This is a genomic window from Sphingomonas paucimobilis NBRC 13935 (assembly GCF_000739895.2).
GTDB lineage: Bacteria > Pseudomonadota > Alphaproteobacteria > Sphingomonadales > Sphingomonadaceae > Sphingomonas > Sphingomonas paucimobilis.
The window spans coordinates 57,504-78,045 of sequence record NZ_BBJS01000050.1; the positions used below are offsets into that span (position 1 = coordinate 57,504).

Here is a 20,542-nt window from a genome sequence, read left to right on the forward strand (position 1 = left end):
CGGATGTAGAATGGGCGTCCCGGTTCCCCAACCGGAACGCCCACACCCACAAGAACTTATTCTTCGTTCTTGTAGATCGCGATCAGCTTATCGAGCATCGCCAGCGCCTCGTCGCGCGGACGCTGGAATGTGTTGCGGCCGATGATCGAGCCATTGCCGCCACCGTCGCGAATGTCGCGCGCATCCTGATAGACGGCGTCCGCCCCCTTGGCCGCGCCGCCCGAGAAGACGACGATGCGACGGCCCGCGAAGCTCGACTGGACGACATGGCGCACCCGGTCGGCCTGGTTGGACCAGTCGGTGCCCTCATAGGCCTTCTTGGCCTCGGCCTGTTCGATATGGTCGGTCGGCAGCTTCACCTTGATGATGTGGGCGCCGAGCAGCGCCGCCATGTGCGCGGCATAGGCGCCGACGTCGAGCGCCAGTTCGCCGTCCTTGGTCAGCTTGCCGCCGCGCGGATAGCTCCAGATGACGGTGGCGAGCCCCGCCTCGCGCGCTTCGGCCGACAGGATCGCGATCTGGTCCATCGCGTCGAAAATGCCGTCCGAGCCCGGATAGATGGTGAAGCCGATCGCCGCGCAGCCCAGCCGCACTGCGTCCTGCACGCTGCCGGTCACCGCCTGGGTGATCGAGGTGCCCCAGCTGTTCGAGCTGTTGATCTTCAAAATGGTCGGGATCTGGCCCGCGAAGGTGTCCGCGCCCGCCTCCAGCATGCCCAGCGGCGCGGCATAGGCCGAGAGCCCGGCATCAATGGCGAGCTGGAAATGGTAATGCGGGTCATAGGCCGGCGGGTTGACCGCGAAGCTGCGCGCCGGGCCGTGCTCGAACCCCTGATCGACCGGCAGGATGATCAGCTTGCCGGTGCCGCCCAGCCGCCCCTGCATCAGGATGCGCGCCAGATTGGCCTTCACGGCCGCCGGCGTTCCTTCATATTTGTCGAGAATGGCTTTCACGGTCGGGGTCATGAATTCTCTCCGGATTGGATATGGGGTTCGAAACGGCGGTCAGAGCATCAGCCAGCGGCGAAGCGCCTGATCGACCTGCTCCATGCGGGTGGGGGAAGCATGGCCCAGGATCTTGACGATGCTGTTGCGGGGAATGGACAGAATCTTGTCGACCTGCACCTCGCACTCGACGGTCAGGCCGGTATGCTCGCGCGGGGAAAAGGCGACGCGGAACAACGCCTCGCCGCCCACGACCGAGGTCATCGGGCAGACGGTGATGGTGTTGTGCGTCTCGTTGTAGAGGTCCGACTGAACAACCAGGAAGGGACGGTGATCGTTCCCCTCGCCGGTCGTCGCCAGGACGATGGCGGCGTGCGAAATCTTCACGCTTCCGCCTCCTTGGCCAGCCTGTTCCAGAACGCGAAATCCTCGGGCGTGTCGCGCTTCGACGCGCGGGTCGACTGGCGGCGGGCTTCGCGGCGATAGGCCTCGTCGTGCAGATCGACATAGCGGCGCACGGCCTCGCGGGCGATATCACTCTTGCTGCGCCCTTGTGTGCGCGCGACGGCCGCCAGTCGCTCTTCCAATTCGGTATCGAGGCGGACGCCGAGCATTGCCACTTCCTTCGTTTAACGCGTTTAACCTAGCAAGTCGTACCATTGGGATCAAGCGCTCTTGACCCGCCGATGGGCCGGGGATCATCCTGCATTGGGGCAGATGGGGTTATAGGGATGACGTGGTTTCGTTGGGCGCTGGCCGCCGCGCTGGCATTGTCGCCTGTCGCATCATCCGTAGCGGCCAAATCCGGGCCGAAGGTCGGTGAGACGGCGCCCGATTTCGATCTGACGCTGATCGACGGCACGCATGTTCGGCTGGCCGATCTGCGGGGTCAGGTCGTCGTGCTCAATTTCTGGGCTACGTGGTGCGGGCCGTGTAGGGCCGAGCTGCCGCTGCTCGACCAATATTACCGCATTCAGGGCAAGCACGGCCTGAAGGTGTTCGCGGTGGTGACGGAGGATTCCCTGCCTCTGTACCAGCTGAAACCGCTGTTCGCCGCGATGGCCATTCCCTCGGCGCGGAGGATCAAGGGCCCCTATGCAACGCTGGGCGCGGTGCCGACCAACTATATCATCGATCGGGCGGGCCGCGTTCGCTACGCCCAGGCGGCGGCATTCGATATCGACGATCTCAACCGGCTGCTGGTGCCACTGTTGAAGGAAACCCCGCCGCCAGCGGCGACGGGGTCCTGACCTTCTTTTCCCCCCTGTAAGGAGAGGTGGCAGGCCATAGGCCTGACGGAGGGGTGTCACGGCTTGTGGCCTCGCCCCTCCACCATCTAGAATGGGGAGGATTGAAGGTTACGCCATCAGCGCGGCGACCCCGGGGAGGTCCTGGCCTTCCATCCATTCCAGGAATGCGCCGCCTGCCGTCGAGACGAAGGTGAACTGCGTCCCCACGCCCGCCTGATTGAGCGCGGCGACGGTATCGCCGCCCCCTGCGACCGAGACGAGGCTGCCATCTTGGGTCAGCGCGGCGGCCGTCTTGGCGAGTGCAACGGTCGCCATGTCGAAGGGCGGCGTCTCGAACGCGCCGAGCGGGCCGTTCCAAACCAGCGTCCGGCAGTTCTTGAGCACATCGCCCAGCGCCTCGACGGCGTTGGGGCCGAGGTCGAGGATCATTTCGTCGGCGGCGACTTCGTGGACATTGACGGTGCGGGTGTCGGGGTTCGGCTTGAACTCCTTGGCGACCACGACGTCGTACGGCAGGTGGACGGTGCAGCCCGCCTTGTCGGCGGCGTCTAGAATGTCCTCGGCGGTGCCGGTCAGGTCATGCTCGCACAGCGACTTGCCCACATCGACCCCGCGCGCGGCGAGAAAGGTGTTGGCCATGCCGCCGCCGATGATGAGGTGATCGACCTTGCCGACCAGATGCTTGAGCACCGCGAGCTTGGTCGAGACCTTGGCCCCGCCGACCACGGCTGCGACCGGGTGCTCGGGGTTGCCCAGCGCCTTTTCCAGCGCGTCGAGTTCGGCCTCCATCGCGCGCCCAGCGAACGCCGGAAGCTGGCGCGCCAGCCCCTCGGTCGAGACGTGCGCGCGGTGCGCGGCCGAGAAGGCGTCGTTGACGTAGAAATCACCTAGCTTGGCGATCGCTACCGCCAGTTCGGGATCGTTCTTTTCCTCACCGGCATGGAAGCGGGTGTTTTCGAGGATCGCGATATCGCCGGGGTTCAGCGTCGCGACCGCCGCTTCCGCCGCCTCGCCCGCGACATCGTCGATAAAGCGCACCCGACGGCCCAGCACATCGCTATAGGGCTGAGTCAGCATCGCCAGCGAGAATTCCGGGTTACGCTGCCCCTTGGGGCGGCCGAAATGGGCGAGGATCAGGACGATCGCGCCCTTGTCGGCCAGTTCGGTCACGGTCGCGATCGTCGCGCGCAGGCGGGTGTCGTCGGTGACGCGGCCATCGGCCATCGGCACGTTCAGATCCTCGCGGACCAGCACGCGCTTGCCGGACACGTCACCCATATCGTCGAGCGTCTTGAAGGGCTTGGTCATGATTCCTCGATCCTGATTGTATCGCCGATGCGGATCGTGCCGCCCTCGATCACCCTGCTGCACGCGCCGCCGCGCCAATCGGGTTTCAAGGCTACCTGCAATCCGTCGGCGATCGCGTCCATGCGGTGGCACGGATCGCATTCGATGGTGATTTCCAGAAGCACGGGCCCGATCCGCAGCCGAGTGCCCGGAATTTGGGGAAGGTCGAAATCCTCGACCAGCAGGTTCGCGCGGCGCTCCTGCCAGGGGATGGCGCGGTCGATCTCGGCCAAGGCGGCATCCCAGTCGGCGCGCTCGATCAGCGTCACCTGACGCCGTCCGCGACCGCCGGGCTTGATCCGCCCGCGCACATCGCCTTCGACGCCGCCCTCCAGGGTGACGATGGCGGTGTCGATTACCTCCATCGGCCCCTTGGGCACGGCATGGCGGGCGATGCCGGCCAGACGCCCGGTCATCGCCCGCTCGTCCGTCATTAGAGGAACTTCGCCATCGCGGTCGCGGTGTCGACCATGCGGTTCGAGAAGCCCCATTCATTGTCGTACCAAGATACGACACGCACCAGCTTGCCGTCGATCACCGCCGTCTCCAGGCTGTCGACGGTCGAGGACTGCGGCGAGTGCATCAGGTCGATCGAGACCAGCGGCTCGTCGGTATAGACCAGCACGCCCTTCAGCGCCTCGCTCTCCGACGCTGCCTTCAGGATCGCGTTGACCTCTTCCTTGGTCGTGTCACGCGCAGGCGTGAAGGTCAGGTCGACCAGGCTGACGTCCGGGGTGGGCACGCGGATGGCCGAGCCGTCCAGCTTGCCCTTCAGCTCGGGGAGAACCTCGCCCACCGCGCGGGCAGCGCCCGTGGTGGTCGGGATCATCGACATGGCGGCGGCGCGGGCGCGGCGCAGGTCGGGGTGGATCTGGTCGAGGATCTTCTGGTCGTTGGTATAGGCGTGGACCGTGGTCATCAGACCGCGCTCGATGCCGATCGCATCGTTCAGCACCTTGGCGACCGGCGCCAGGCAGTTGGTGGTGCACGAGGCGTTCGAGACGATGGTGTGGTCGGCGGTCAGCTTGTCATGGTTGACGCCATAGACGACGGTCAGGTCGACATTCTTGCCCGGCGCCGAGATCAGCACCTTCTTCGCACCGGCGGCGAGATGCTTTTCGCACGACGCCTTGTCGGTGAAGAAGCCGGTGCACTCCAGGACCAAGTCGACGCCCAGTTCCTTGTGCGGCAGGTTCGCCGGATCGCGCTCAGCGGTGACGCGGATACGCTTGCCGTCGATGACGATGTCGTTGCCGTCGGCGGTCACTTCGCCCGGATAACGGCCATGGACGCTGTCGCGGCTGAACAGCCAGGCGTTGGACTTGGCATCGGCCAGGTCGTTGATCGCGACCAACTCCAGCGCATCGCCGCCCCGCTCGAGAATCGCGCGAGCGACCAGTCGACCGATACGGCCGAAGCCATTGATTGCAACCTTGACCGTCATGCCAGCAAGCTCCTGTGTATCTCTGTCGCGATGCCTGAACGGCACCGCCCCGATAGGATGAAATTCACCTTTATAGTGATTCCTTGTCGCGCCACGCCTTTCGGAGCCGACGGGTTCGCTGTCAACCGCCAGCCGACCCCGCATCGTCCAATTGCGGGTTGCCGCGTGAAGCCATCCTGCTAAGCCCGTCCCATGTCCGAACCCATTGCCGACGATGTCCTTTCCTCCGTCGAGCGTATCGACCGAGCGATCGCCCGTATCGAACAGACGATCCGGAGCCGTGCCGCCAAGGAGGACGCCCTCGCGCGCCGCCATGCCGCGCTGAAAGCCCGGATGGCCGAGGCGGTCAGCGCGTTGGACGACGTGATCAGCCGGGGGAGCGCCGCCTGATGGCCGAAGTCACGATCATGATCGGCGATCGCCCCCATACCGTCTATTGCCAGGACGGCGGCGAAGCGCGCGTGCGGATGCTGGGCCAGATGCTTGACCAGCGCTGGCCCGCTGCGCTGCGCGCCTCGGGCGGGCATAACGGCGAGCGGGCGCTGCTGTTCGTCGCGCTGATGCTCGCCGATGCGCTGGAAGAGGCCGAGCGTCGCCCCCCCGCCGGTGCCGCCGTCAGCGAGGCCGCACTGGCCCGCATCGCCGAGCGGCTGGAGGCGCTGGCCGACGCGCTGGAGCCCGAAGGTAGCGGCCCCATTGGGTAGCATCCGGCCCTTGAGTAAGGCGACGCCCTCGCCTACATTGATCGGTGGCGGGTTCTGCCCGGTACGAGCCACGATAATCCCTGAGGCTATTCTTCATCCAAGGGGGCTGTCCCTGCCCGGACCCTGGTCCGACGCACATGGTCCCCACCTGACGTATTGGGCGTCAGTGGATATTACGGCACACGGCCACGGCGGTCCCGCCACCCGCCCTTTCCTGACATGACCGACAAGCGTGCCCTCCGCGCCCGGATGCGGGCGGTGCGCGATGCGCATGGCCCCGGCCTGCTGCCGGTGGCGCGACCTTTCCTCGACCGCCTGCTCCCCCATCAGATCGTCGCCGCCTATCACCCGCTGGGCGCCGAGGCCGATCCAGCCTTATGGGTCGAAGCAGCGCTCCATGCGGGCGCGACCATCGCCTTGCCCCATGTCACCGACCGAGCGAGCCCGATCCGCTTCCTGCAATGGTCCCACGGGCAGGATTTGAGCATTGGTGCCTTCGGGCTGCATCAACCCTCCCCCGATGCGCCCGAATGCGCGCCCGACATCATCCTGACGCCGCTCGTAGGGTTCGACCGGCGGGGCAACCGGCTGGGCCAAGGTGCCGGCCATTATGACCGCGCATTCGCCGCCCATCCCGATGCCTGGCGCGTGGGGATCGCCTGGAGCGTGCAAGAGATCGACGCGCTCGTACCCGATAGCTGGGACATACCGCTCCACGCCATCGCCACCGAATCGGAATGGATCATCCCATGACCCCCAGTTGGCGCAAACCGGCCGGCATGTTGCTGATCGTCGGGATCATCATCGCCTGGGCGGCGCTCGTCGCCAGCCTGTCGAGCGTGGTGGGCCAATGGCATTGGGTGTTGCAACTGGCCTTCTATATCGTCGCGGGGATCGTCTGGATCACGCCGATGAAGCCGTTGCTGCGCTGGATGGAGGGGGGCCGGGGTTAGGGCTTCCCGTGGCCTTCGACTTCGCTCAGACTGAACGGCTGTTTTGGCGTGGCTTGTCGTCATACTCCGCTCAGCCTGAGCGAAGTCGAAGGCCATGCCCATCGCTGGCCCAGCAGAGCGACGAACCATCGCCGAATATCCGGTCTGAAGACAAAAACGCCATCCCGAAGGATGGCGCGAGTGACGGGGCTCGAACCCGCGACCTCCGGCGTGACAGGCCGGCGCTCTAACCAACTGAGCTACACCCGCTTGGAAGCCATATGATACCGACCTATATCGGCATCGGCCCTTTCGGGGATTTCGAAATTTTCAGCCATTCCGGCAAGGGAATGGCGCGAGTGACGGGGCTCGAACCCGCGACCTCCGGCGTGACAGGCCGGCGCTCTAACCAACTGAGCTACACCCGCTGAAAGCGTCGAGGCGCGCCAACTAGGCGAGCCTCCCGACCCTGTCAACGCTTCATTTCAACTTTCTTGCGGAACGTCCTCCGGGTCGCTGTCGCGGTCGAGATGGGTGAGCGTTCCATGCTCGAACAGGAAGCCCGCAATGTCGGGTTTTCCGGCGGCCTTGAGGACAGTCTGAAGGATGATGAGCAGCGGCACGGCGAGCAGCGCGCCCACCGTTCCCCACACCCATCCCCAGAAGCTCAGCGAGACCAGGATCAGCACCGGACTGATGGTCAGGCGGTGCCCGACGATCAGCGGGGTGATCAGGTTCGCCTCGACCAGATGCATGCCGTACATGATCGCGGGCGGTGCCAGGGCGACCCAGATGTCGTTGAAGGTCATGAGCCCGCCCACCGCGAGCAGCAGCGCGCCGATCACCGGCCCGAAATAGGGGATGTAGTTGAGGAGCGCGACGATACCGCCCCACATCAACGGATAGGGCATGCCGAACAGTGACAGGGCCCCCGCCACCGCGCCGCCCAGCGCCAGGTTGATGATGGTGATGGTACCCAGATAGGCAGAGACATCGTCCACCACCTCCTGGATGACCCGCGCGGTCGCCATCGCACCGTCGAAGCTGGTCCGCCCACGAATGGTCTCACGCCGCATCCGCGTCCAGCCGGACAGGACGAAGAACACGACGAGGACGCCGAACAGGAACTGCACGATAAGCCCGGGCGCCGAGGTCGCAGCCAGTTCCAGGATCGAGCTGGGCGGGGAGACCGCCGCCGTTTGGGGCTGGCGAATGGGCGTCGAGGCGACCTGGCGCAGCGCCTTGTTCACATAGCGTTCGAGGTTCGAATAGAGGTCGAGCAGCGGCGCCAGATTGTCCTGGATGCGCCCGATCCGGCTGGGCAGCAGCCGGAAGAAGTCGGTCGCCGGCACGATGATCGCGGCCAGCGCGATATTGGCGACGATCAGGAACAGCAGCACGCACATCAGCGCCGCCAGGGCCGAGGGCACCCGCCGCCGCTCCAGCCATTCCAGGATCGGCACCAGCGCGATGGCGATGACCAGCGCGGTGGTCAGCGGCAGGAAGAATTCCGCCCCCTCGCGAAGCGCGAAGGGCAAGGCCAGGATGAAGCCCGCCCCCGCCGTCAGGGTCAGCCCGGCGAGCAACCGGTCCCGGCGCATCGCGATCCGTACGGCATCGCGTTGCCCCATGCCGACCGGCATCCCCAATATCGAATCGCCGGCCATGCTGCTCTTGCCGGCGATTTCATCCTGCGCGTTACTCATGACGGTCACGTTAGCGGCTTTCCCCCAACTGAGAAGCCGCTAACGCGCGCAGATGGCAACGATTTTCATGACGAATACGTCATATTGCGCAATCGGCCCCTGCCCCCTGCGCCAAGGGGCGGTCCAAACCCGCTCCAATGCTACCAGGCGCGAGGAATCCCGCCGGTCCGTTCGGCCACCGCATTTTCGATCGACTGGAGCTGGCCCCGGGTCAGAACGCCCGCATCCATCAGGTGACGCATCAATTCATCCGTCAGCGCCGCCAGGAAATGCAACTCTGCACGCTCCGATGCGCCATCTTCGTTCAAAACTTCCATCGCAAACTCCCGGTTTGAGCGATCCTGCCTGTGTAGCCGTCTGACAAATGGCGCGATAGTCGTTTCCGATCATGCTCCAAGGCTTGACGTTGACGTAAACTGCAACCATCAAAATGGCATGAACGATGCCGCTCGCCCTGCCCCCTCCCCCGATCGCCTTGTCCAGGGTCTGGTCGATCTGCTCGATGTCGAGGAGATCGACACCGATCTGTATCGCGGGGCACGGCGCCCCGGTGGCCAGGGGCGGGTCTTTGGCGGGCAGGTGATCGCGCAGGCGCTGCAGGCCGCGCAACGCTCGACCGAGGCGCCGCGCATGGCCCATTCGCTCCACGCCTATTTCATGCGGCCCGGCGACGAGCGTTTCCCGATCATCTACCGTGTCGAGCGGGATTTCGAGGGGCGCAGCTTCGCGACGCGGCGGGTGATCGCCATGCAGAAGGGCAAGCCGATCCTCAACATGGCCTGCTCGTTCCAGATGCCCGACGAGGGGATGCATCATCAGGATGCGATGCCCGAGGTGCCGGGGCCGGACGCACTGCCGTCCGAACGCGAGTTGCTCGCCACGCTGGGCGACCAGATTCCGCCCCCGATCCGCGCCTTTCTGAGCAGCGTGCGCCCGATTGAGATGCGGCCGACCGATCCTCGACAGGTCACGACGCCCGCGCCGCGCGAGCCGGGCCAGTCGATCTGGTTCCGCCTCGTCGCGCCGATCGCGGACGATCCCACGCTGCACCGGGCGATCCTGGCCTATGCCAGCGACTTCGTGCTGCTGGGCACCTCCACCCTGCCACACGGCGTCAGTTGGCTGACCCATGACATGCAGACGGCCAGCCTGGACCATGCGCTGTGGCTGCACGAACCGTTCCGGGTCGATGAGTGGCTGCTCTACACCACCGACAGCCCCTGGGCGGGCCATGCGCGCGGCTTCAACCGGGGGCGGATCTTCACTGCCGACGGGCGGCTGGTGGCCAGCGTCGCGCAGGAAGGATTGATCCGCCTGCGCCAGCCGCGCGACGACACGGGCGCCTGATCAGCGGCGCAGCATCCGCCGCGCCGATTGGGTGGCGCTGCGCGTGTCCTCGGCCAATTTCTTGACCTCGGCGGCGACGATGCCGAAGCCGCGACCGGCAGGACCGGCGCGCGCCGCCTCGATACCGGCATTCAGCGCCAGCATGTTGGTCTGTTCGGCGATGGTGGTGATGCTGTCGACGATCCCCTCCATGTCGCGCAGCATGACCTCCAAATTGGTCTGGCGCTCCTCGGCCATGCGGCGGAACTGCTCCGCCTGCCCCAATTGCTCGGTCGCCTGCGCCTCCAGCAATACCCGGTCGGTCATGTCGCTGGCGAACTTCACGACCTTGTAGGGTACGCCATCGGAATTGAGGATCGGCGTGTAGGTGGCCTGCAACCACACCGGACTGCCATCGGAGCGACGACGCTCGAAACGGCCCGAGATGAATTTCCCCGCCGCAAGATCGGTCCAGAGCTTGGCATAATCGGCGGTCCGCACATATTCGGGATCGCAGAAGCGGCGGTGATGGCCGCCGACCGCCTCGCTCCGGCTATAGCCCATGACCGACAGGAACAGGTCGTTGGCGGCCAGGACATGGCCCTTAAGGTCGAATTCGATCACCGCCTGCGACTTGTCGATCGCGTCCAGCTTGCTGTGCGCCTCGCCATCGGCCCGGCGACGCTCGGTCACGTCGCTGCCGACCTTCAGGATCATCTCGACATTGCCCTGCGCGTCGAAGATCGGCGTGTAGCTGGCCTCCAGCCATACCGAACGGCCGTTGCGGCCCACCCGGCGATAGGTGCCGCTGTGGAACTGGCCCTGCCAGAGCGACCGCCAGAAGCGCTCATAATCCTGTGCCGACATGATATTGGATGGGCAGAGCAGACGGTGCTGCTGACCGATCACCTGTTCGGCACGATAGCCAAATGCGCGCGAGAAATTCTCGTTCGCCCACAGCACCCGCTTCTCCAGGTCGAACACCGCGACGAGATGTGCCTGATCGATCGACTGGAAGAGCGGATCGGCCCTCTGCCAGATACGGTCAGTTGCGGTGGCGTAAGCGGTGGATAACATGAGGCATATCTGCCCATAATGGGCTAAACAAAGATTAATCGGCTCGTATTTCCATGCTTTAATTGACGAGGCAGGCGAGCCGGTCGGCCATACCGAACTGGCGGTTACCCTCTCCGCCCGGCATCGCAATGTCGCTCCGTCAGCGCTGAAAATCCCGGTGACCGGCCATACTTTTTCTTCTAACCTCATCGACTTGACCACAAGGGAATAGCGAACATGGCGGCGACGTCCGTCGCAGAGGGGCAGAATACCGAGCGCTACCGCCAGAAACGCGACGCGATCCTCGCGGCCGCGGCGGCGGCGATCAACGAGCAATCGGCCAAGGGGATGACCTTTGCCGATGTCGCGCGGCGCGTCGGGCTGAACACCACCAGCGTCACCTATTATTTCAAGCGCAAGGAGGATCTGGCCGCCGCCGCGTTCGAGAACACGCTCGAGCGGCTGCTAGACATGCTGGCGATCGCGGGACAGGAAGCCACGCCGCAAGCTCGGATCGCACGCTATATCGCGCTCAACATGGACCGGCTGGCCCGGATCGAACGCGGCGAGGAAACCGCCTTTGCCGTACTGTCCGACCTGCGCGCCACCGAAGAGCCGATCCGTGGGCGGCTGATGGCCGGCTGGCAGAAGGTGTTCCGCACCACGCGCAGCCTGTGGGGGCCGCCGGCCAGCCGCGCGCATCAGGACCTGTACGGCGCCCGCGCGCATGTCCTGCTGGAAAATACCTTTTGGCTGCCGATCTGGCTGACCCGTTACGAACCAGATCAATATAATCGGGTCGAGGAGCGGCTGCTCGATGTGCTGACCCATGGCGTCGCCGCACCGGGTTCGGGCTGGTCTCCTTCGCTTCTGCCGCTGGGTGTCCAATCGACACCGGGGCGGGAGGCGGAGCCGGGGCGCGAGGCGTTCCTGCTGGCGGCGACGCGGCTGATCAACCAGCTCGGCTATCGCGGCGCGAGCGTGCAGCGGATCGCCTCCGAGCTGAACGTCACCAAGGGCAGCTTCTACCATCATCTCGATGCCAAGGACGATCTGGTCGTCACCTGCTATCGCCGCAGTTTCGACACGATCACCGCCGCGCAGCAACTGGCCGATGCCGCCGGGGGCAGCCACTGGCACCGCCTGTCGAGCGCGGTCGCGACGCTGCTCGATATCCAGTTCGCCGAGCGGGGGCCGCTGCTGCGGACCACTGCGCTGTCCAGCCTGCCCGCCGATGTCCGCCGCGCGATGGTGGACCGGTCGGACCGGATCGCGCGGCGCTATGCCGGGACGATCATGGACGGCGTGGCAGAGGGGTCGATGCGCCCCGTCGACGCGCTGATCGCCGCGCAGACGCTGATGGCGCTGCAGAACGCCGCGTTCGACATGCGCAAATGGGCCGCGACGATGGAGCGGCCGCATGCGATCGCGCTCTATGCCTCGACCATCCTCTACGGCCTGTTCGACGACCGATTGCTGGCGATCTGAGGTAAGCGCCTCTACAATTTGCGACAATTGACCGGGCACGGCGACATTATCGGGGGACAGGGGCGCGACATAAGGGCGATGATCGGAAGGGATCGGCCCTTCCCTCCACCCAAGGACGCCCCCGCCATGCGAAAGACCCTGATCGGCCTTTCCCTCGCCACCATGATTGCCGCCACCGCTGCCCAGGCCCAGAGCGACACCCCCGCGCCCCCGCCCATGCGCCACGGTCTGATGGGCGTGCAAGCCGACGCGCAGGGCAACATCACCCGCACCGCCGTAATGGCCGCTGCCGATAGCCGCTTTGCCGCGATGGACGCCAATCACGACGGCACCGTCACGCCCGAAGAGATGCGCGCCTATCGCGACCAGAAGCGGGCGGAGCGCGGCATGGGCCAGCCGCAGGGCGACCGCCCCGGCCGCCGTGTGCCGCAGCCGATCACCGCCGACGCCTTCCGTGCGCGGGCCGCCGCCATGTTCGACCGGCTCGACACCAATCACGATGGCAAGATCGATGCGCAGGAACGCGCCGCCGCCCCGCGCCAGCGTGGCCATTGGGGCCGGCACGGTGGCCCGGGCGAGGCAGCCCCGACCGCTCAGCCCATGACCGACGGCAACTGATCATCATCGCAAGCGGGGCGGCGCCACGCCCATTGGCCCGGCCCGCTTGCGAGGATCTGCCGCCATGCTAGACCCCAGCCCCATGTCCGACACGCCGCACCTGCTGCTCGTCGATGACGAGCGTTCGATCCGTGAGCCGCTCGCCGTCTATCTGACCAAACAGGGGTTTCGCGTGACCCAGGCGGGCGACGCCGCCTCCGCCCGCACGCGGCTGGCCGCCTATGCCATCGATCTTGTCATCCTCGACATCATGATGCCGGGCGAGGATGGGCTGAGTCTCTGTCGCCATATCGCCGCGACCAGCGAAGTGCCGGTCATCCTGCTGACCGCCCGCGCCGAGGAAACCGACCGGATCGTCGGACTGGAAATGGGTGCGGACGATTATGTCGTGAAGCCCTTTTCCCCGCGCGAGCTGGCGACCCGTGCCAAGGTCGTGCTGCGCCGGACCCAGGCGGGCGGCGCGCGTGTTCATGCGCCCGACAGCGGATCCTATGCTTTTGCCGGCTGGGTTCTCAAATCGGGCGAACGCTCGCTGGTCGACCGGGAGGGCGTGTCGGTGATGCTGTCGACGGGCGAGTATAATCTGCTGCTCGCGCTGGTCAGCCGCCCGCGTCAGGTGCTGACCCGCGACCAGTTGCTCGACCTGACGCAAGGGCGTGAGGCCGCCGCTTTTGACCGCGCGATCGACAATCAGGTCAGCCGGTTGCGCCGCAAGATCGAGGCGGACCCCAAATCGCCCGAGATCATCAAGACGGTATGGGGCGGCGGCTATACCCTGGCGGCCGAGGTCACGCGCCTGTGATGACGTGGCTGTGACCCTGCGGCTCTGGCCGCGTCGGCTGGCCGCGCAGCTTGCGCTGCTGCTCGCCGTCGCGCTCTTCGTGGCGCAGGCGATCAGCTTCACGCTTTTGCTGCGGGAGCGGCGGTCGCTGTTGCTCGAACAGATTTCGGGCCCCGCCATCGCGCGGCTGAACGACGCCATCGAGCGATCGGCCAATGGCCGCATTCCCCCCCATGAACGCGGCCGGGTGCGTCGCATGGCCGTCAACCCGGTCACCCATGGCCTGCCGCGCATCACGGGCGTCGAGACGCTGATCCGCGAGGGGCTGGTGGAGTCCGGACACCCCGTCGGTCGCATCATCACCGGCATCCGCCCGTTCAACCCCGCCGATTTCGACTGGCCCCGCCGCCGTTTCGGGCGGCGCCATCCGGTCGACGAATTGCTGATCGCCGTTGAGCAGCCGGGGCGCGGCTGGCTGGTCACCCGCTCGATCTGGCCGCGCGACGGCATGTTCCTGGTGTGGCGGCTCATCACCCAGACGCTGATCCTCTATGGCATCATCCTGTTGCCGGTGTTGTGGATCGGCCGGCGCATTTCGCGTCCTTTGCGCGACCTGACCCGAGCGGCCGAGCATTTCGATCCGCGCGAGCCGGGCGCTCCGATCCCCGAACAGGGGCCGCTCGATGTTTCCGCACTGATCGCCGCGTTCAATGCGCTGCGCCTGCGGATCGGTGCGATGCTGGAGGAAAAGGATCGGATGCTCGGCGCGATCGGTCACGATCTGCGCACCCCGCTCGCCGCATTGCGGGTGCGGATCGAGTCGGTCGAGGATGAACAGGATCGGCTGCGCATGGCCGATACCATCGCCGAGATGAACAAGACGCTGGAGGACATCCTTTCGCTCGCGCGGGTCGGCCGGCCCAGTGAGGCGGAGACCGATGTCGACCTCAACGCGCTGGTCGATGCCGTCGTCGCCGACTTCCACGATCTGGGGCAGGACGTGACGTTCGAGGAGAGCGGTCGGCTGCGGCTGAAGCTCCGCCCCTCGCTGATGCGCCGCGCGGTGCGCAACCTCATCGAGAATGCCGTCAAATACGGCCATGCCGCCGATGTGCGGATCGATGCCCGAGCGAACGACGTGGCGATCATCGTCGCCGACCAGGGCCCCGGCATCGCCCCCGATCAACTGGAGACGGTGTTCGATCCCTTCATCCGCCTGGAAAGCTCGCGCAACCGCGACACCGGCGGGATCGGGCTGGGGCTGGCACTGGCCCGCTCGATCGTGCGCGAAGCGGGCGGCGATATCCGCCTCGCCAACCGGCCCGAGGGCGGGTTGGCCGCGACCATCACCCTGCCCCGCTGAACCGCCTCACGCGTCGCGCGGCACCCGCACCATGGCGAATGCGGCCAGCGCCATCACCCCGGCGGCGATGGCCATCGCCCAGACTAGATCATGCGGGAAGAAGCGGCCCACGACCGCGCCCATCACCGACGACACGATCAGTTGCGGCAACACGATAAAGATGTTGAACAACCCCATGTAAATACCAAGCTTTTCGGCCGGTAGCGCCGCCGACAGGATGGCATAGGGCATGGTCAGGATCGAGGCCCAGGCGATGCCGACCAGCACCATCGCGCCCAGCAACACCCACGCATCGGTGATGACCAGGAAGGAGGCGAACCCCGCCGCCCCGCAGAGCAGGCCCAGGATATGCGTGTTGCGCCGCCCGATCGCCCGCGCCAACGGAGGCAGCGCGAAGGCCCAGAGCGTAGCCACCCCGCTATAGACCGCGAACAGCACGCCGACCCAGTTCGCCCCCTCGTTGAATGCCGCGCTCGACGCATCGCTGGTATGGAACACCCGCGCGGCGACGATCGGCGTGGTGTAAATCCACATGATGAACAGCGCCGACCAGGTGAAGAACTGGACCAGCGCCAGCCGCCGCATGGTCGCCGGCATTGCTGACAGGTCGGCCAAGATCTGGCTCAGCGCATTCTGCCCTCGCCCGCCACGCACCAGAAAGGCGCTGACGATCTGCGCAAGGCCGAAGGCGATGAGGCCACCGCCCAACAGATAGACCGGCTTGTCGAGCCCCAGCCACCCCACGGCCGCGACGATCACCGCGCCGGCGGCGATCCACAGCGGCGCAGAGCCGATCCGCGTCGACGGAGTGGCATCGCTACGCCCCGCCTGGCCCTCATCCTGCTCGGCAAAGGCGGCGATCTGCGCGGGCGAATATTCGCGAGTGGTCAGCACCGTCCACAGGACCGCGACGAACAGGGCCGCCGCGCCGATATAAAAGCCATAGCGGACCGAGGGCGGAACCTCGCCCGCCGGCGCCACATTGGCGACGTGGAAGACATCGGTCAGCACCTGCGGTGCCAGCGACCCCAGCACCGCGCCCGCGCCGATAAAGGCCGTCTGGAAGGCATAGCCGGCCGTGCGCTGGCGGCTGGGCAGCATGTCGCCGACAAAGGCGCGGAACGGCTCCATCGAGACGTTGAGCGAGGCATCGAGCAACCAGAGCAGCATCGCCGCCACCATCAGCCCCCCGGCATTGGGCATCCCCACCAGCGCCAGTGTCGCCAACAACGCGCCGGCGAGGAAATAGGGGCGCCGCCGCCCGAAACGGCTCCAGGTCCGGTCGCTATAATGGCCGATCACCGGCTGGACGAGCAGCCCGGTCAGCGGCGCGGCGATCCAGAGAAAGGCGAGATCCTTTTCGGCCGTGCCCATCGACTGGAAGATCCGGCTGACATTGGCATTCTGCAACGCAAAGCCGATCTGAATGCCGAAAAAGCCGAAAGAGGTATTCCATAACCCCCAAAAGCGCTGACGCGGCTTCTCCATAACCTCTCCCAATAGTCTGTTTTCTTTATTGATTATGGTCGAACGCTCGATCCACGCACGACCAGTGTCGCCGGCAGCAGATTGGCGGTTCGCGGCTTGCCGGCAATCTCCGCCAGCAGCGCGCGGACCAGCAAACGCCCCGCCGCCGCTGCATCCTGCACTACCGTGCTGAGCGGCGGGTGGGCGAAGCTGGCGGCCGGAATATCGTCGAACCCGACGACCGAGACATCGGTCGGCACGCGCCGCCCCGCTTCGGCCAGTACGCGCATCGCGGCCAGCGCGATCAGGTCGCTCGCCGCCATGATGCCGTCGAAGGGCAGCTCCCGCGCCAGCAATGCCCGCGCCGCCCGCTCGCCTTCTTCCTCGCTGGAAATGGCGCCGACCTGCAGCGCCGGATCACAGGCCAGCCCCGCCTCGGCCAAGGCGTCGCAATAGCCGCGATAGCGATCATGGAATTCGGGATAATGATCGGTCGCGTCGCCCAGAAAGGCGATGCGCGTCCTTCCTTGTGCGATCAGGTGCCGGGTCGCCGCCAGCGCACCGGCATGATTGTCGCAACCAATCGTCAGCCCCGGCTGGCCCGGCGCCACCGATCCCCAGCGTACGAAATGCGTGCCGCGCGCGACCAGTTGGTCGAGCTGCTCGCGATAATCGGCATAATCGCCATAGCCGAGCAGGATCAAACCGTCGGCGCGGTGGCTGTCCTCATAATCGGCCTGCCAGTCGTTCTCGACATTCTGGAAGGAGACGAGCAGATCATATCCGACCTCCGCGCAGCTCTCCATGATCGAGCCCAACATGCCGAGAAAAAAGGGATTGATCAGCGTCCGCCCGGGCGAAGGATCGCGAAACAGCAGTAGCGCCAACGTCCGCGTCTGGCCGCTGCGCAAATTGGAGGCGGCGCGGTCGACCGTGTAGTTCAGCGTCTTGGCGATTGCCTGTATCCGCGCGCGGGTCGCGGCGCTGACAGAGGGGCTCCCCCGAAGCGCACGGCTAACCGTGGGCTGCGACACGCCCGCCAATTGCGCGATATCGAATGATGTGGGCTTTCTCTGGCCGACCACGCTGCGGGCATCCTCCTGTGCGTACGCCCGATCCTATGACGGATCCGGGTCAGCCGCGCACCCTGTCGTAATAATGCAACAGACCGAAACGGCCGCATTGAATACGTATGCGGGCTTGTTGGCTTTCGTCGCCATCGATTTCACAGGAGGGGCAACAACCATACCCGTCCCTTGAAAGAAGACGGGGTTTCCTGGAGGGGATTTCATGACGGTTCGCCCTGTGGCGCCGGCCGATGCCGCGCGCTCGTTCCTGAAGCTCGGCGTCAGCACGCTCGCCATGGTCATCGCCGCGCCGGTGTTCGCGCAGGCCTCGACCACCCTGCCCGACCCCGCCGCCAGCACCACCGCCGCCAACCCCAATGACGGGGCCGCCGCCGGCACGCAGGCCCAGACGTCGGCGGAAGGTGATACGAGTTCCAGCGATATCGTCGTCACCGGTTTCCGCGCCGCGCTCGAAAATGCCGTCGCCGAGAAGAAGAACCGCGATCTCGTCGTGGAATCAGTGTCGGCCGAGGATATCGGCAAGCTGCCTGACGCCTCAATCGCCGAGTCGATCGCCCGCCTGCCCGGCGTGACGTCGCAGCGGGTGAACGGCCGCTCCAACGCCATCTCGATCCGCGGTTTCGCCCCCGACTTCTCGACGACGCTGCTCAACGGCCGCGAACAGACCTCGACCGGCGATAACCGCGCCGTCGAATATGACCAGTATCCCGCCGAAGTCGTCAATCAGGTCCTGATCTACAAGACCGCCAATGCCGCGCTGATCGGCCAGGGCTTGTCGGGCACGGTCGACCTGCGCACCATCCGTCCGCTGGACTATGGCAAGCGCGTCTTCTCGGTCGGTGCGCGCGGCACCTATGCCGATATCGGCAAGCTGAACGCCGGGTCGAAGGACTTCGGCTATCGCGCGACGGCGACTTATGTCGACCAGTTTGCCGACGACACGATCGGCGTCGCGCTGTCGGCCAGCTACCTCAACGAACCATACCAGATTCAGGAAGGCAATGCCTGGGGCTATGCGCCGGTCACGGTCGGCGGCCAGACGGTCAACGTCATCGGCGGCTCCAAATCCTATGTCACCTCTACCACGCTGAAGCGGCTGGGCCTTTCGGGCACGTTGCAGTGGAAAATGAGCGACACCTTCACCAGCACGCTTGACGGCTTTTATTCGGACTTCAACGACGACCAGATCAAGCGCGGTATCGAGCTGCCGCTGGCCTGGGGCAGCGGCACGACGCTGACCAATCCGACCGTCAGCAACGGCCTCGTCACCTCGGGCACGTTCAACAATGTCGAGGGCGTGATCCGCAACGACTCGTTCCAGCGCAAGGCCAAGCTCTATTCGTTCGGCTATAACGGCAAATATGACGGCGGCGACGGCTGGAGCGCGATGCTGGACGTCAGCTATTCGCGCACAGATCGCGACGAGGTCACCTTGGAGACCTATAGCGGCACCGGCTATGGCCAAGGCAATGGCGCGACCGACACGATCGGGTTCACCACGGGGCGGAACGGTACCGTATTCAAGCCGACGCTCAACTATTCCGATCCCAACCTGATCCAGTTGACCGATCCGCTGGGCTGGGGCGGCTCGACTCGCCAGGCGGGCTATTTCAACGATCGCACCGTCACCGACGAGATCAAACAGTACCGGGTCGAGATCGACCGTGAGGTCGAAACCCCGATCGTCCATGCGATCCGCGTCGGCCTGAACTATACCGATCATGCCAAGTCGCTGGCGCCGAACGAGTCCTTCGTCACCCTGCCGGGCAGCGCCACGATCGCGCCGTTGCCGCAGCAATATCGCCAAACGCCGACCGACCTGACCTATCTCGGCCTGGGTCCGATGCTCAGCTATGATCCGCGCGCCCTGCTGGCGGGCGGGGTCTATGTGCTGACGCCCAACACCAGCGCGGACGTGCCCGCCAAGGCCTATACCACCACCGAGCGGCTCATGACGGCCTATGTCCAGGCCGATCTGAACGCCCAACTGGGCACCGCCGAACTGACCGGCAATATCGGCGTCCAGGCGGTCGCGACCGAGCAGAAGTCGCGCGGCCTGATCTACAACGGCACCGGCTATGCCAACATCGTCCAAGGCGATGATTATTGGGATATCTTGCCCAGCGCCAACCTGTCGCTACGGCTGCCCAGCGACTGGGTGTTCCGTGTCGCGGCGGCGCGCCAGATGATGCGCCCGCGCTTCGACGACATGCGCGTCGCGCTGTCCTATGGCTTCGATGCCGCGCAGGGGATCATCTCGGGCAGCGGTGGCAATCCGTTCCTCCGCCCGATCCGCTCCAACTCGTTCGACGTGACGGCGGAGAAATATTTCGGCACGCGCGGCTATCTGGCGGCGCAGGGCTTCTACAAGGATCTCAAGAGCTTCGTTTACAATCTTGAGCAGCCTTATGACTATGCCGGCCTGCCCCTGCCCGCCGCGGTTCCGATCGGCACGCCGACGCAGGGACGGATCAACCGACCGATCAACGGTTCGGGCGGCAAGATCTATGGCGTCGAGCTGGCGGGCACGTTGCCGCTGGGCCAGTTGGTCGGCTTCCTCGACGGCTTCGGCCTGACGGGCGGCGGGTCCTACACCAAGACCGAGATCACGCCCGTCCCCGGCGGCGACCCGGAGGACATTCCCGGCTATTCGCGCTGGGTGGCGAACGGCACCGCCTATTTCGAGAAGTGGGGCCTGAACATCCGGGGATCGGTGCGGTATCGCTCGACCTTCGTGGGTGAGTTGTCGGGTTTCGGCGCCAACCGCGTCCGTCGCCGCGCGATCGACGAAACTATCGTCGATGGCCAGATCGGCTATGACTTCCAGCAGGGCACGTTCAAGGGCCTGTCGCTCTTCCTGCAAGGCCAGAACCTGACCGATACGCCGTTCGTCACCACCAATGGCGGGCAGCGCGATCAGGTGATCGATTATCAGAGCTATGGCCGCCGCTTCCTGGCCGGATTTACCTATCGCTTCTGATACCCCTTCCCGCGCCGGTTTCCCCAACCCTCCGGCGTGGGAATCCCG

Annotated in this window: 22 protein-coding genes and 2 tRNA genes; 11 read left to right on the top strand and 13 right to left on the bottom strand. The window is 65.7% G+C overall.

What is annotated here, in order from left to right; genetic code table 11:
* Positions 1-56: 56 nt before the first annotated feature.
* From SP6_RS15630 to SP6_RS15640, 3 genes are read right to left on the bottom strand one after another with little or no spacing between them, the layout of a single operon-like run.
* Complete coding sequence (locus tag SP6_RS15630; protein ID WP_007404069.1) at positions 57-965, bottom strand: class I fructose-bisphosphate aldolase; 909 nt, start codon at positions 963-965, stop codon at positions 57-59.
* 39 nt (positions 966-1,004) lie between these two features.
* Positions 1,005-1,331, bottom strand: coding sequence for a type II toxin-antitoxin system PemK/MazF family toxin (locus SP6_RS15635; protein WP_007404066.1), 327 nt, complete (start codon positions 1,329-1,331; stop codon positions 1,005-1,007).
* On the bottom strand, positions 1,328-1,558 hold the full coding sequence (locus SP6_RS15640) for a ribbon-helix-helix protein, CopG family (protein WP_037567981.1): 231 nt from the start codon (positions 1,556-1,558) through the stop codon (positions 1,328-1,330). Before SP6_RS15640 ends, SP6_RS15635 begins: the two co-directional genes overlap by 4 nt.
* A gap of 117 nt (positions 1,559-1,675) precedes the next feature.
* On the opposite strand from SP6_RS15640, the gene SP6_RS15645 reads away from it, so the two are divergent.
* Positions 1,676-2,194 carry a TlpA family protein disulfide reductase gene (locus tag SP6_RS15645; RefSeq protein WP_007404180.1) on the top strand — a complete coding sequence of 173 codons (519 nt, stop codon included), beginning with the start codon at positions 1,676-1,678 and terminating at the stop codon, positions 2,192-2,194.
* Between the two features lie 108 nt (positions 2,195-2,302).
* Here the strand turns inward: SP6_RS15645 and SP6_RS15650 are convergent, their stop codons facing one another.
* The 3 genes from SP6_RS15650 to gap are packed head-to-tail and all read right to left on the bottom strand — an operon-like array spanning position 2,303 to position 4,985.
* Entirely contained in the window at positions 2,303-3,502 is a 1,200-nt protein-coding gene (locus tag SP6_RS15650; RefSeq protein WP_007403981.1) for a phosphoglycerate kinase, read from the bottom strand.
* A complete protein-coding gene (locus SP6_RS15655) occupies positions 3,499-3,957 on the bottom strand; it encodes an MOSC domain-containing protein (RefSeq protein WP_037568063.1) in 459 nt (152 codons plus the stop codon). The genes SP6_RS15650 and SP6_RS15655 overlap by 4 nt, the downstream gene beginning before the upstream one ends.
* 17 nt (positions 3,958-3,974) lie before the next feature.
* On the bottom strand, positions 3,975-4,985 hold the full coding sequence (gene gap / locus SP6_RS15660; RefSeq protein WP_007404202.1) for a type I glyceraldehyde-3-phosphate dehydrogenase: 1,011 nt from the start codon (positions 4,983-4,985) through the stop codon (positions 3,975-3,977).
* A 192-nt stretch (positions 4,986-5,177) separates the two neighbouring features.
* Here gap and SP6_RS15665 point away from each other — a divergent pair, with 192 nt between their 5' ends.
* The 4 genes from SP6_RS15665 (at position 5,178) to SP6_RS15680 (ending at position 6,642) form a co-directional block, all read left to right on the top strand.
* Positions 5,178-5,375 (top strand): hypothetical protein, encoded by a 198-nt coding sequence (locus tag SP6_RS15665; protein ID WP_007404214.1) that lies wholly within the window; start codon positions 5,178-5,180, stop codon positions 5,373-5,375.
* Positions 5,375-5,689 (top strand): cell division protein ZapA, encoded by a 315-nt coding sequence (locus SP6_RS15670; protein ID WP_007404249.1) that lies wholly within the window; start codon positions 5,375-5,377, stop codon positions 5,687-5,689. The genes SP6_RS15665 and SP6_RS15670 overlap by 1 nt, the downstream gene beginning before the upstream one ends.
* 219 nt (positions 5,690-5,908) lie before the next feature.
* The gene (locus SP6_RS15675) at positions 5,909-6,442 is read left to right on the top strand and encodes a 5-formyltetrahydrofolate cyclo-ligase (protein WP_007404068.1); all 534 of its coding nucleotides are present in this window, start codon (positions 5,909-5,911) and stop codon (positions 6,440-6,442) included.
* On the top strand, positions 6,439-6,642 hold the full coding sequence (locus SP6_RS15680; RefSeq protein ID WP_007404001.1) for a DUF2842 domain-containing protein: 204 nt from the start codon (positions 6,439-6,441) through the stop codon (positions 6,640-6,642). The genes SP6_RS15675 and SP6_RS15680 overlap by 4 nt, the downstream gene beginning before the upstream one ends.
* A 172-nt stretch (positions 6,643-6,814) precedes the next feature.
* Here the strand turns inward: SP6_RS15680 and SP6_RS15685 are convergent.
* The 4 genes from SP6_RS15685 to SP6_RS21275 form a co-directional block, all read right to left on the bottom strand.
* Positions 6,815-6,891, bottom strand: a tRNA-Asp gene (locus SP6_RS15685).
* Positions 6,892-6,972: 81 nt separating this feature from the next.
* Positions 6,973-7,049 (bottom strand) — tRNA-Asp (locus tag SP6_RS15690).
* 57 nt (positions 7,050-7,106) lie between these two features.
* Positions 7,107-8,288: an AI-2E family transporter gene (locus SP6_RS15695; protein WP_042469355.1), complete on the bottom strand. Its 1,182-nt coding sequence runs from the start codon at positions 8,286-8,288 to the stop codon at positions 7,107-7,109.
* Between the two features lie 179 nt (positions 8,289-8,467).
* Entirely contained in the window at positions 8,468-8,644 is a 177-nt protein-coding gene (locus SP6_RS21275) for a hypothetical protein (RefSeq protein ID WP_164541242.1), read from the bottom strand.
* 118 nt (positions 8,645-8,762) lie between these two features.
* Here SP6_RS21275 and SP6_RS15700 point away from each other — a divergent pair, with 118 nt between their 5' ends.
* Positions 8,763-9,674, top strand: a complete 912-nt coding sequence (locus tag SP6_RS15700; protein WP_007404226.1) for an acyl-CoA thioesterase — start codon at positions 8,763-8,765, stop codon at positions 9,672-9,674.
* On the opposite strand, the gene SP6_RS21550 is transcribed toward SP6_RS15700, so the two are convergent.
* Positions 9,675-10,730, bottom strand: coding sequence for a methyl-accepting chemotaxis protein (locus SP6_RS21550; RefSeq protein WP_007404133.1), 1,056 nt, complete (start codon positions 10,728-10,730; stop codon positions 9,675-9,677).
* Between the two features lie 216 nt (positions 10,731-10,946).
* Here SP6_RS21550 and SP6_RS15710 point away from each other — a divergent pair, with 216 nt between their 5' ends.
* The 4 genes from SP6_RS15710 (at position 10,947) to SP6_RS15725 (ending at position 14,959) form a co-directional block, all read left to right on the top strand.
* The gene (locus tag SP6_RS15710) at positions 10,947-12,197 is read left to right on the top strand and encodes a TetR/AcrR family transcriptional regulator (protein ID WP_007404089.1); all 1,251 of its coding nucleotides are present in this window, start codon (positions 10,947-10,949) and stop codon (positions 12,195-12,197) included.
* A gap of 126 nt (positions 12,198-12,323) precedes the next feature.
* Positions 12,324-12,815, top strand: coding sequence for an EF-hand domain-containing protein (locus tag SP6_RS15715; protein WP_007404229.1), 492 nt, complete (start codon positions 12,324-12,326; stop codon positions 12,813-12,815).
* A gap of 82 nt (positions 12,816-12,897) precedes the next feature.
* Positions 12,898-13,617, top strand: a complete 720-nt coding sequence (locus SP6_RS15720) for a response regulator (RefSeq protein WP_007404208.1) — start codon at positions 12,898-12,900, stop codon at positions 13,615-13,617.
* A gap of 10 nt (positions 13,618-13,627) precedes the next feature.
* Positions 13,628-14,959 (top strand): sensor histidine kinase, encoded by a 1,332-nt coding sequence (locus tag SP6_RS15725; RefSeq protein ID WP_007404255.1) that lies wholly within the window; start codon positions 13,628-13,630, stop codon positions 14,957-14,959.
* Positions 14,960-14,965: 6 nt separating this feature from the next.
* Here SP6_RS15725 and SP6_RS15730 read toward each other — a convergent pair whose 3' ends face one another.
* Positions 14,966-16,447: an MFS transporter gene (locus SP6_RS15730; protein WP_007404119.1), complete on the bottom strand. Its 1,482-nt coding sequence runs from the start codon at positions 16,445-16,447 to the stop codon at positions 14,966-14,968.
* Positions 16,448-16,479: 32 nt separating this feature from the next.
* On the bottom strand, positions 16,480-17,511 hold the full coding sequence (locus tag SP6_RS15735; RefSeq protein ID WP_007404194.1) for a LacI family DNA-binding transcriptional regulator: 1,032 nt from the start codon (positions 17,509-17,511) through the stop codon (positions 16,480-16,482).
* Between the two features lie 205 nt (positions 17,512-17,716).
* Between SP6_RS15735 and SP6_RS15740 the strand changes: the two genes are divergently transcribed.
* Complete coding sequence (locus SP6_RS15740; protein WP_007404025.1) at positions 17,717-20,494, top strand: TonB-dependent receptor; 2,778 nt, start codon at positions 17,717-17,719, stop codon at positions 20,492-20,494.
* Positions 20,495-20,542: the final 48 nt, after the last annotated feature.

Coding starts and splice junctions, on each gene's coding strand:
- SP6_RS15740 (WP_007404025.1), top strand. CDS start 17,717: ATGACGGTTCGCCCTGTGGCGCCGGCCGATGCCGCGCGCTCGTTCCTG.
- SP6_RS15630 (WP_007404069.1), bottom strand. CDS start 965: ATGACCCCGACCGTGAAAGCCATTCTCGACAAATATGAAGGAACGCCG.
- SP6_RS21550 (WP_007404133.1), bottom strand. CDS start 10,730: ATGTTATCCACCGCTTACGCCACCGCAACTGACCGTATCTGGCAGAGG.
- SP6_RS15720 (WP_007404208.1), top strand. CDS start 12,898: ATGTCCGACACGCCGCACCTGCTGCTCGTCGATGACGAGCGTTCGATC.
- SP6_RS15650 (WP_007403981.1), bottom strand. CDS start 3,502: ATGACCAAGCCCTTCAAGACGCTCGACGATATGGGTGACGTGTCCGGC.
- SP6_RS15665 (WP_007404214.1), top strand. CDS start 5,178: ATGTCCGAACCCATTGCCGACGATGTCCTTTCCTCCGTCGAGCGTATC.
- SP6_RS15670 (WP_007404249.1), top strand. CDS start 5,375: ATGGCCGAAGTCACGATCATGATCGGCGATCGCCCCCATACCGTCTAT.
- gap (WP_007404202.1), bottom strand. CDS start 4,985: ATGACGGTCAAGGTTGCAATCAATGGCTTCGGCCGTATCGGTCGACTG.
- SP6_RS15645 (WP_007404180.1), top strand. CDS start 1,676: ATGACGTGGTTTCGTTGGGCGCTGGCCGCCGCGCTGGCATTGTCGCCT.
- SP6_RS15700 (WP_007404226.1), top strand. CDS start 8,763: ATGAACGATGCCGCTCGCCCTGCCCCCTCCCCCGATCGCCTTGTCCAG.
- SP6_RS15640 (WP_037567981.1), bottom strand. CDS start 1,558: ATGCTCGGCGTCCGCCTCGATACCGAATTGGAAGAGCGACTGGCGGCC.
- SP6_RS15655 (WP_037568063.1), bottom strand. CDS start 3,957: ATGACCGGGCGTCTGGCCGGCATCGCCCGCCATGCCGTGCCCAAGGGG.
- SP6_RS15675 (WP_007404068.1), top strand. CDS start 5,909: ATGACCGACAAGCGTGCCCTCCGCGCCCGGATGCGGGCGGTGCGCGAT.
- SP6_RS15680 (WP_007404001.1), top strand. CDS start 6,439: ATGACCCCCAGTTGGCGCAAACCGGCCGGCATGTTGCTGATCGTCGGG.
- SP6_RS15695 (WP_042469355.1), bottom strand. CDS start 8,288: ATGGCCGGCGATTCGATATTGGGGATGCCGGTCGGCATGGGGCAACGC.
- SP6_RS15710 (WP_007404089.1), top strand. CDS start 10,947: ATGGCGGCGACGTCCGTCGCAGAGGGGCAGAATACCGAGCGCTACCGC.
- SP6_RS15730 (WP_007404119.1), bottom strand. CDS start 16,447: ATGGAGAAGCCGCGTCAGCGCTTTTGGGGGTTATGGAATACCTCTTTC.
- SP6_RS15715 (WP_007404229.1), top strand. CDS start 12,324: ATGCGAAAGACCCTGATCGGCCTTTCCCTCGCCACCATGATTGCCGCC.
- SP6_RS21275 (WP_164541242.1), bottom strand. CDS start 8,644: ATGGAAGTTTTGAACGAAGATGGCGCATCGGAGCGTGCAGAGTTGCAT.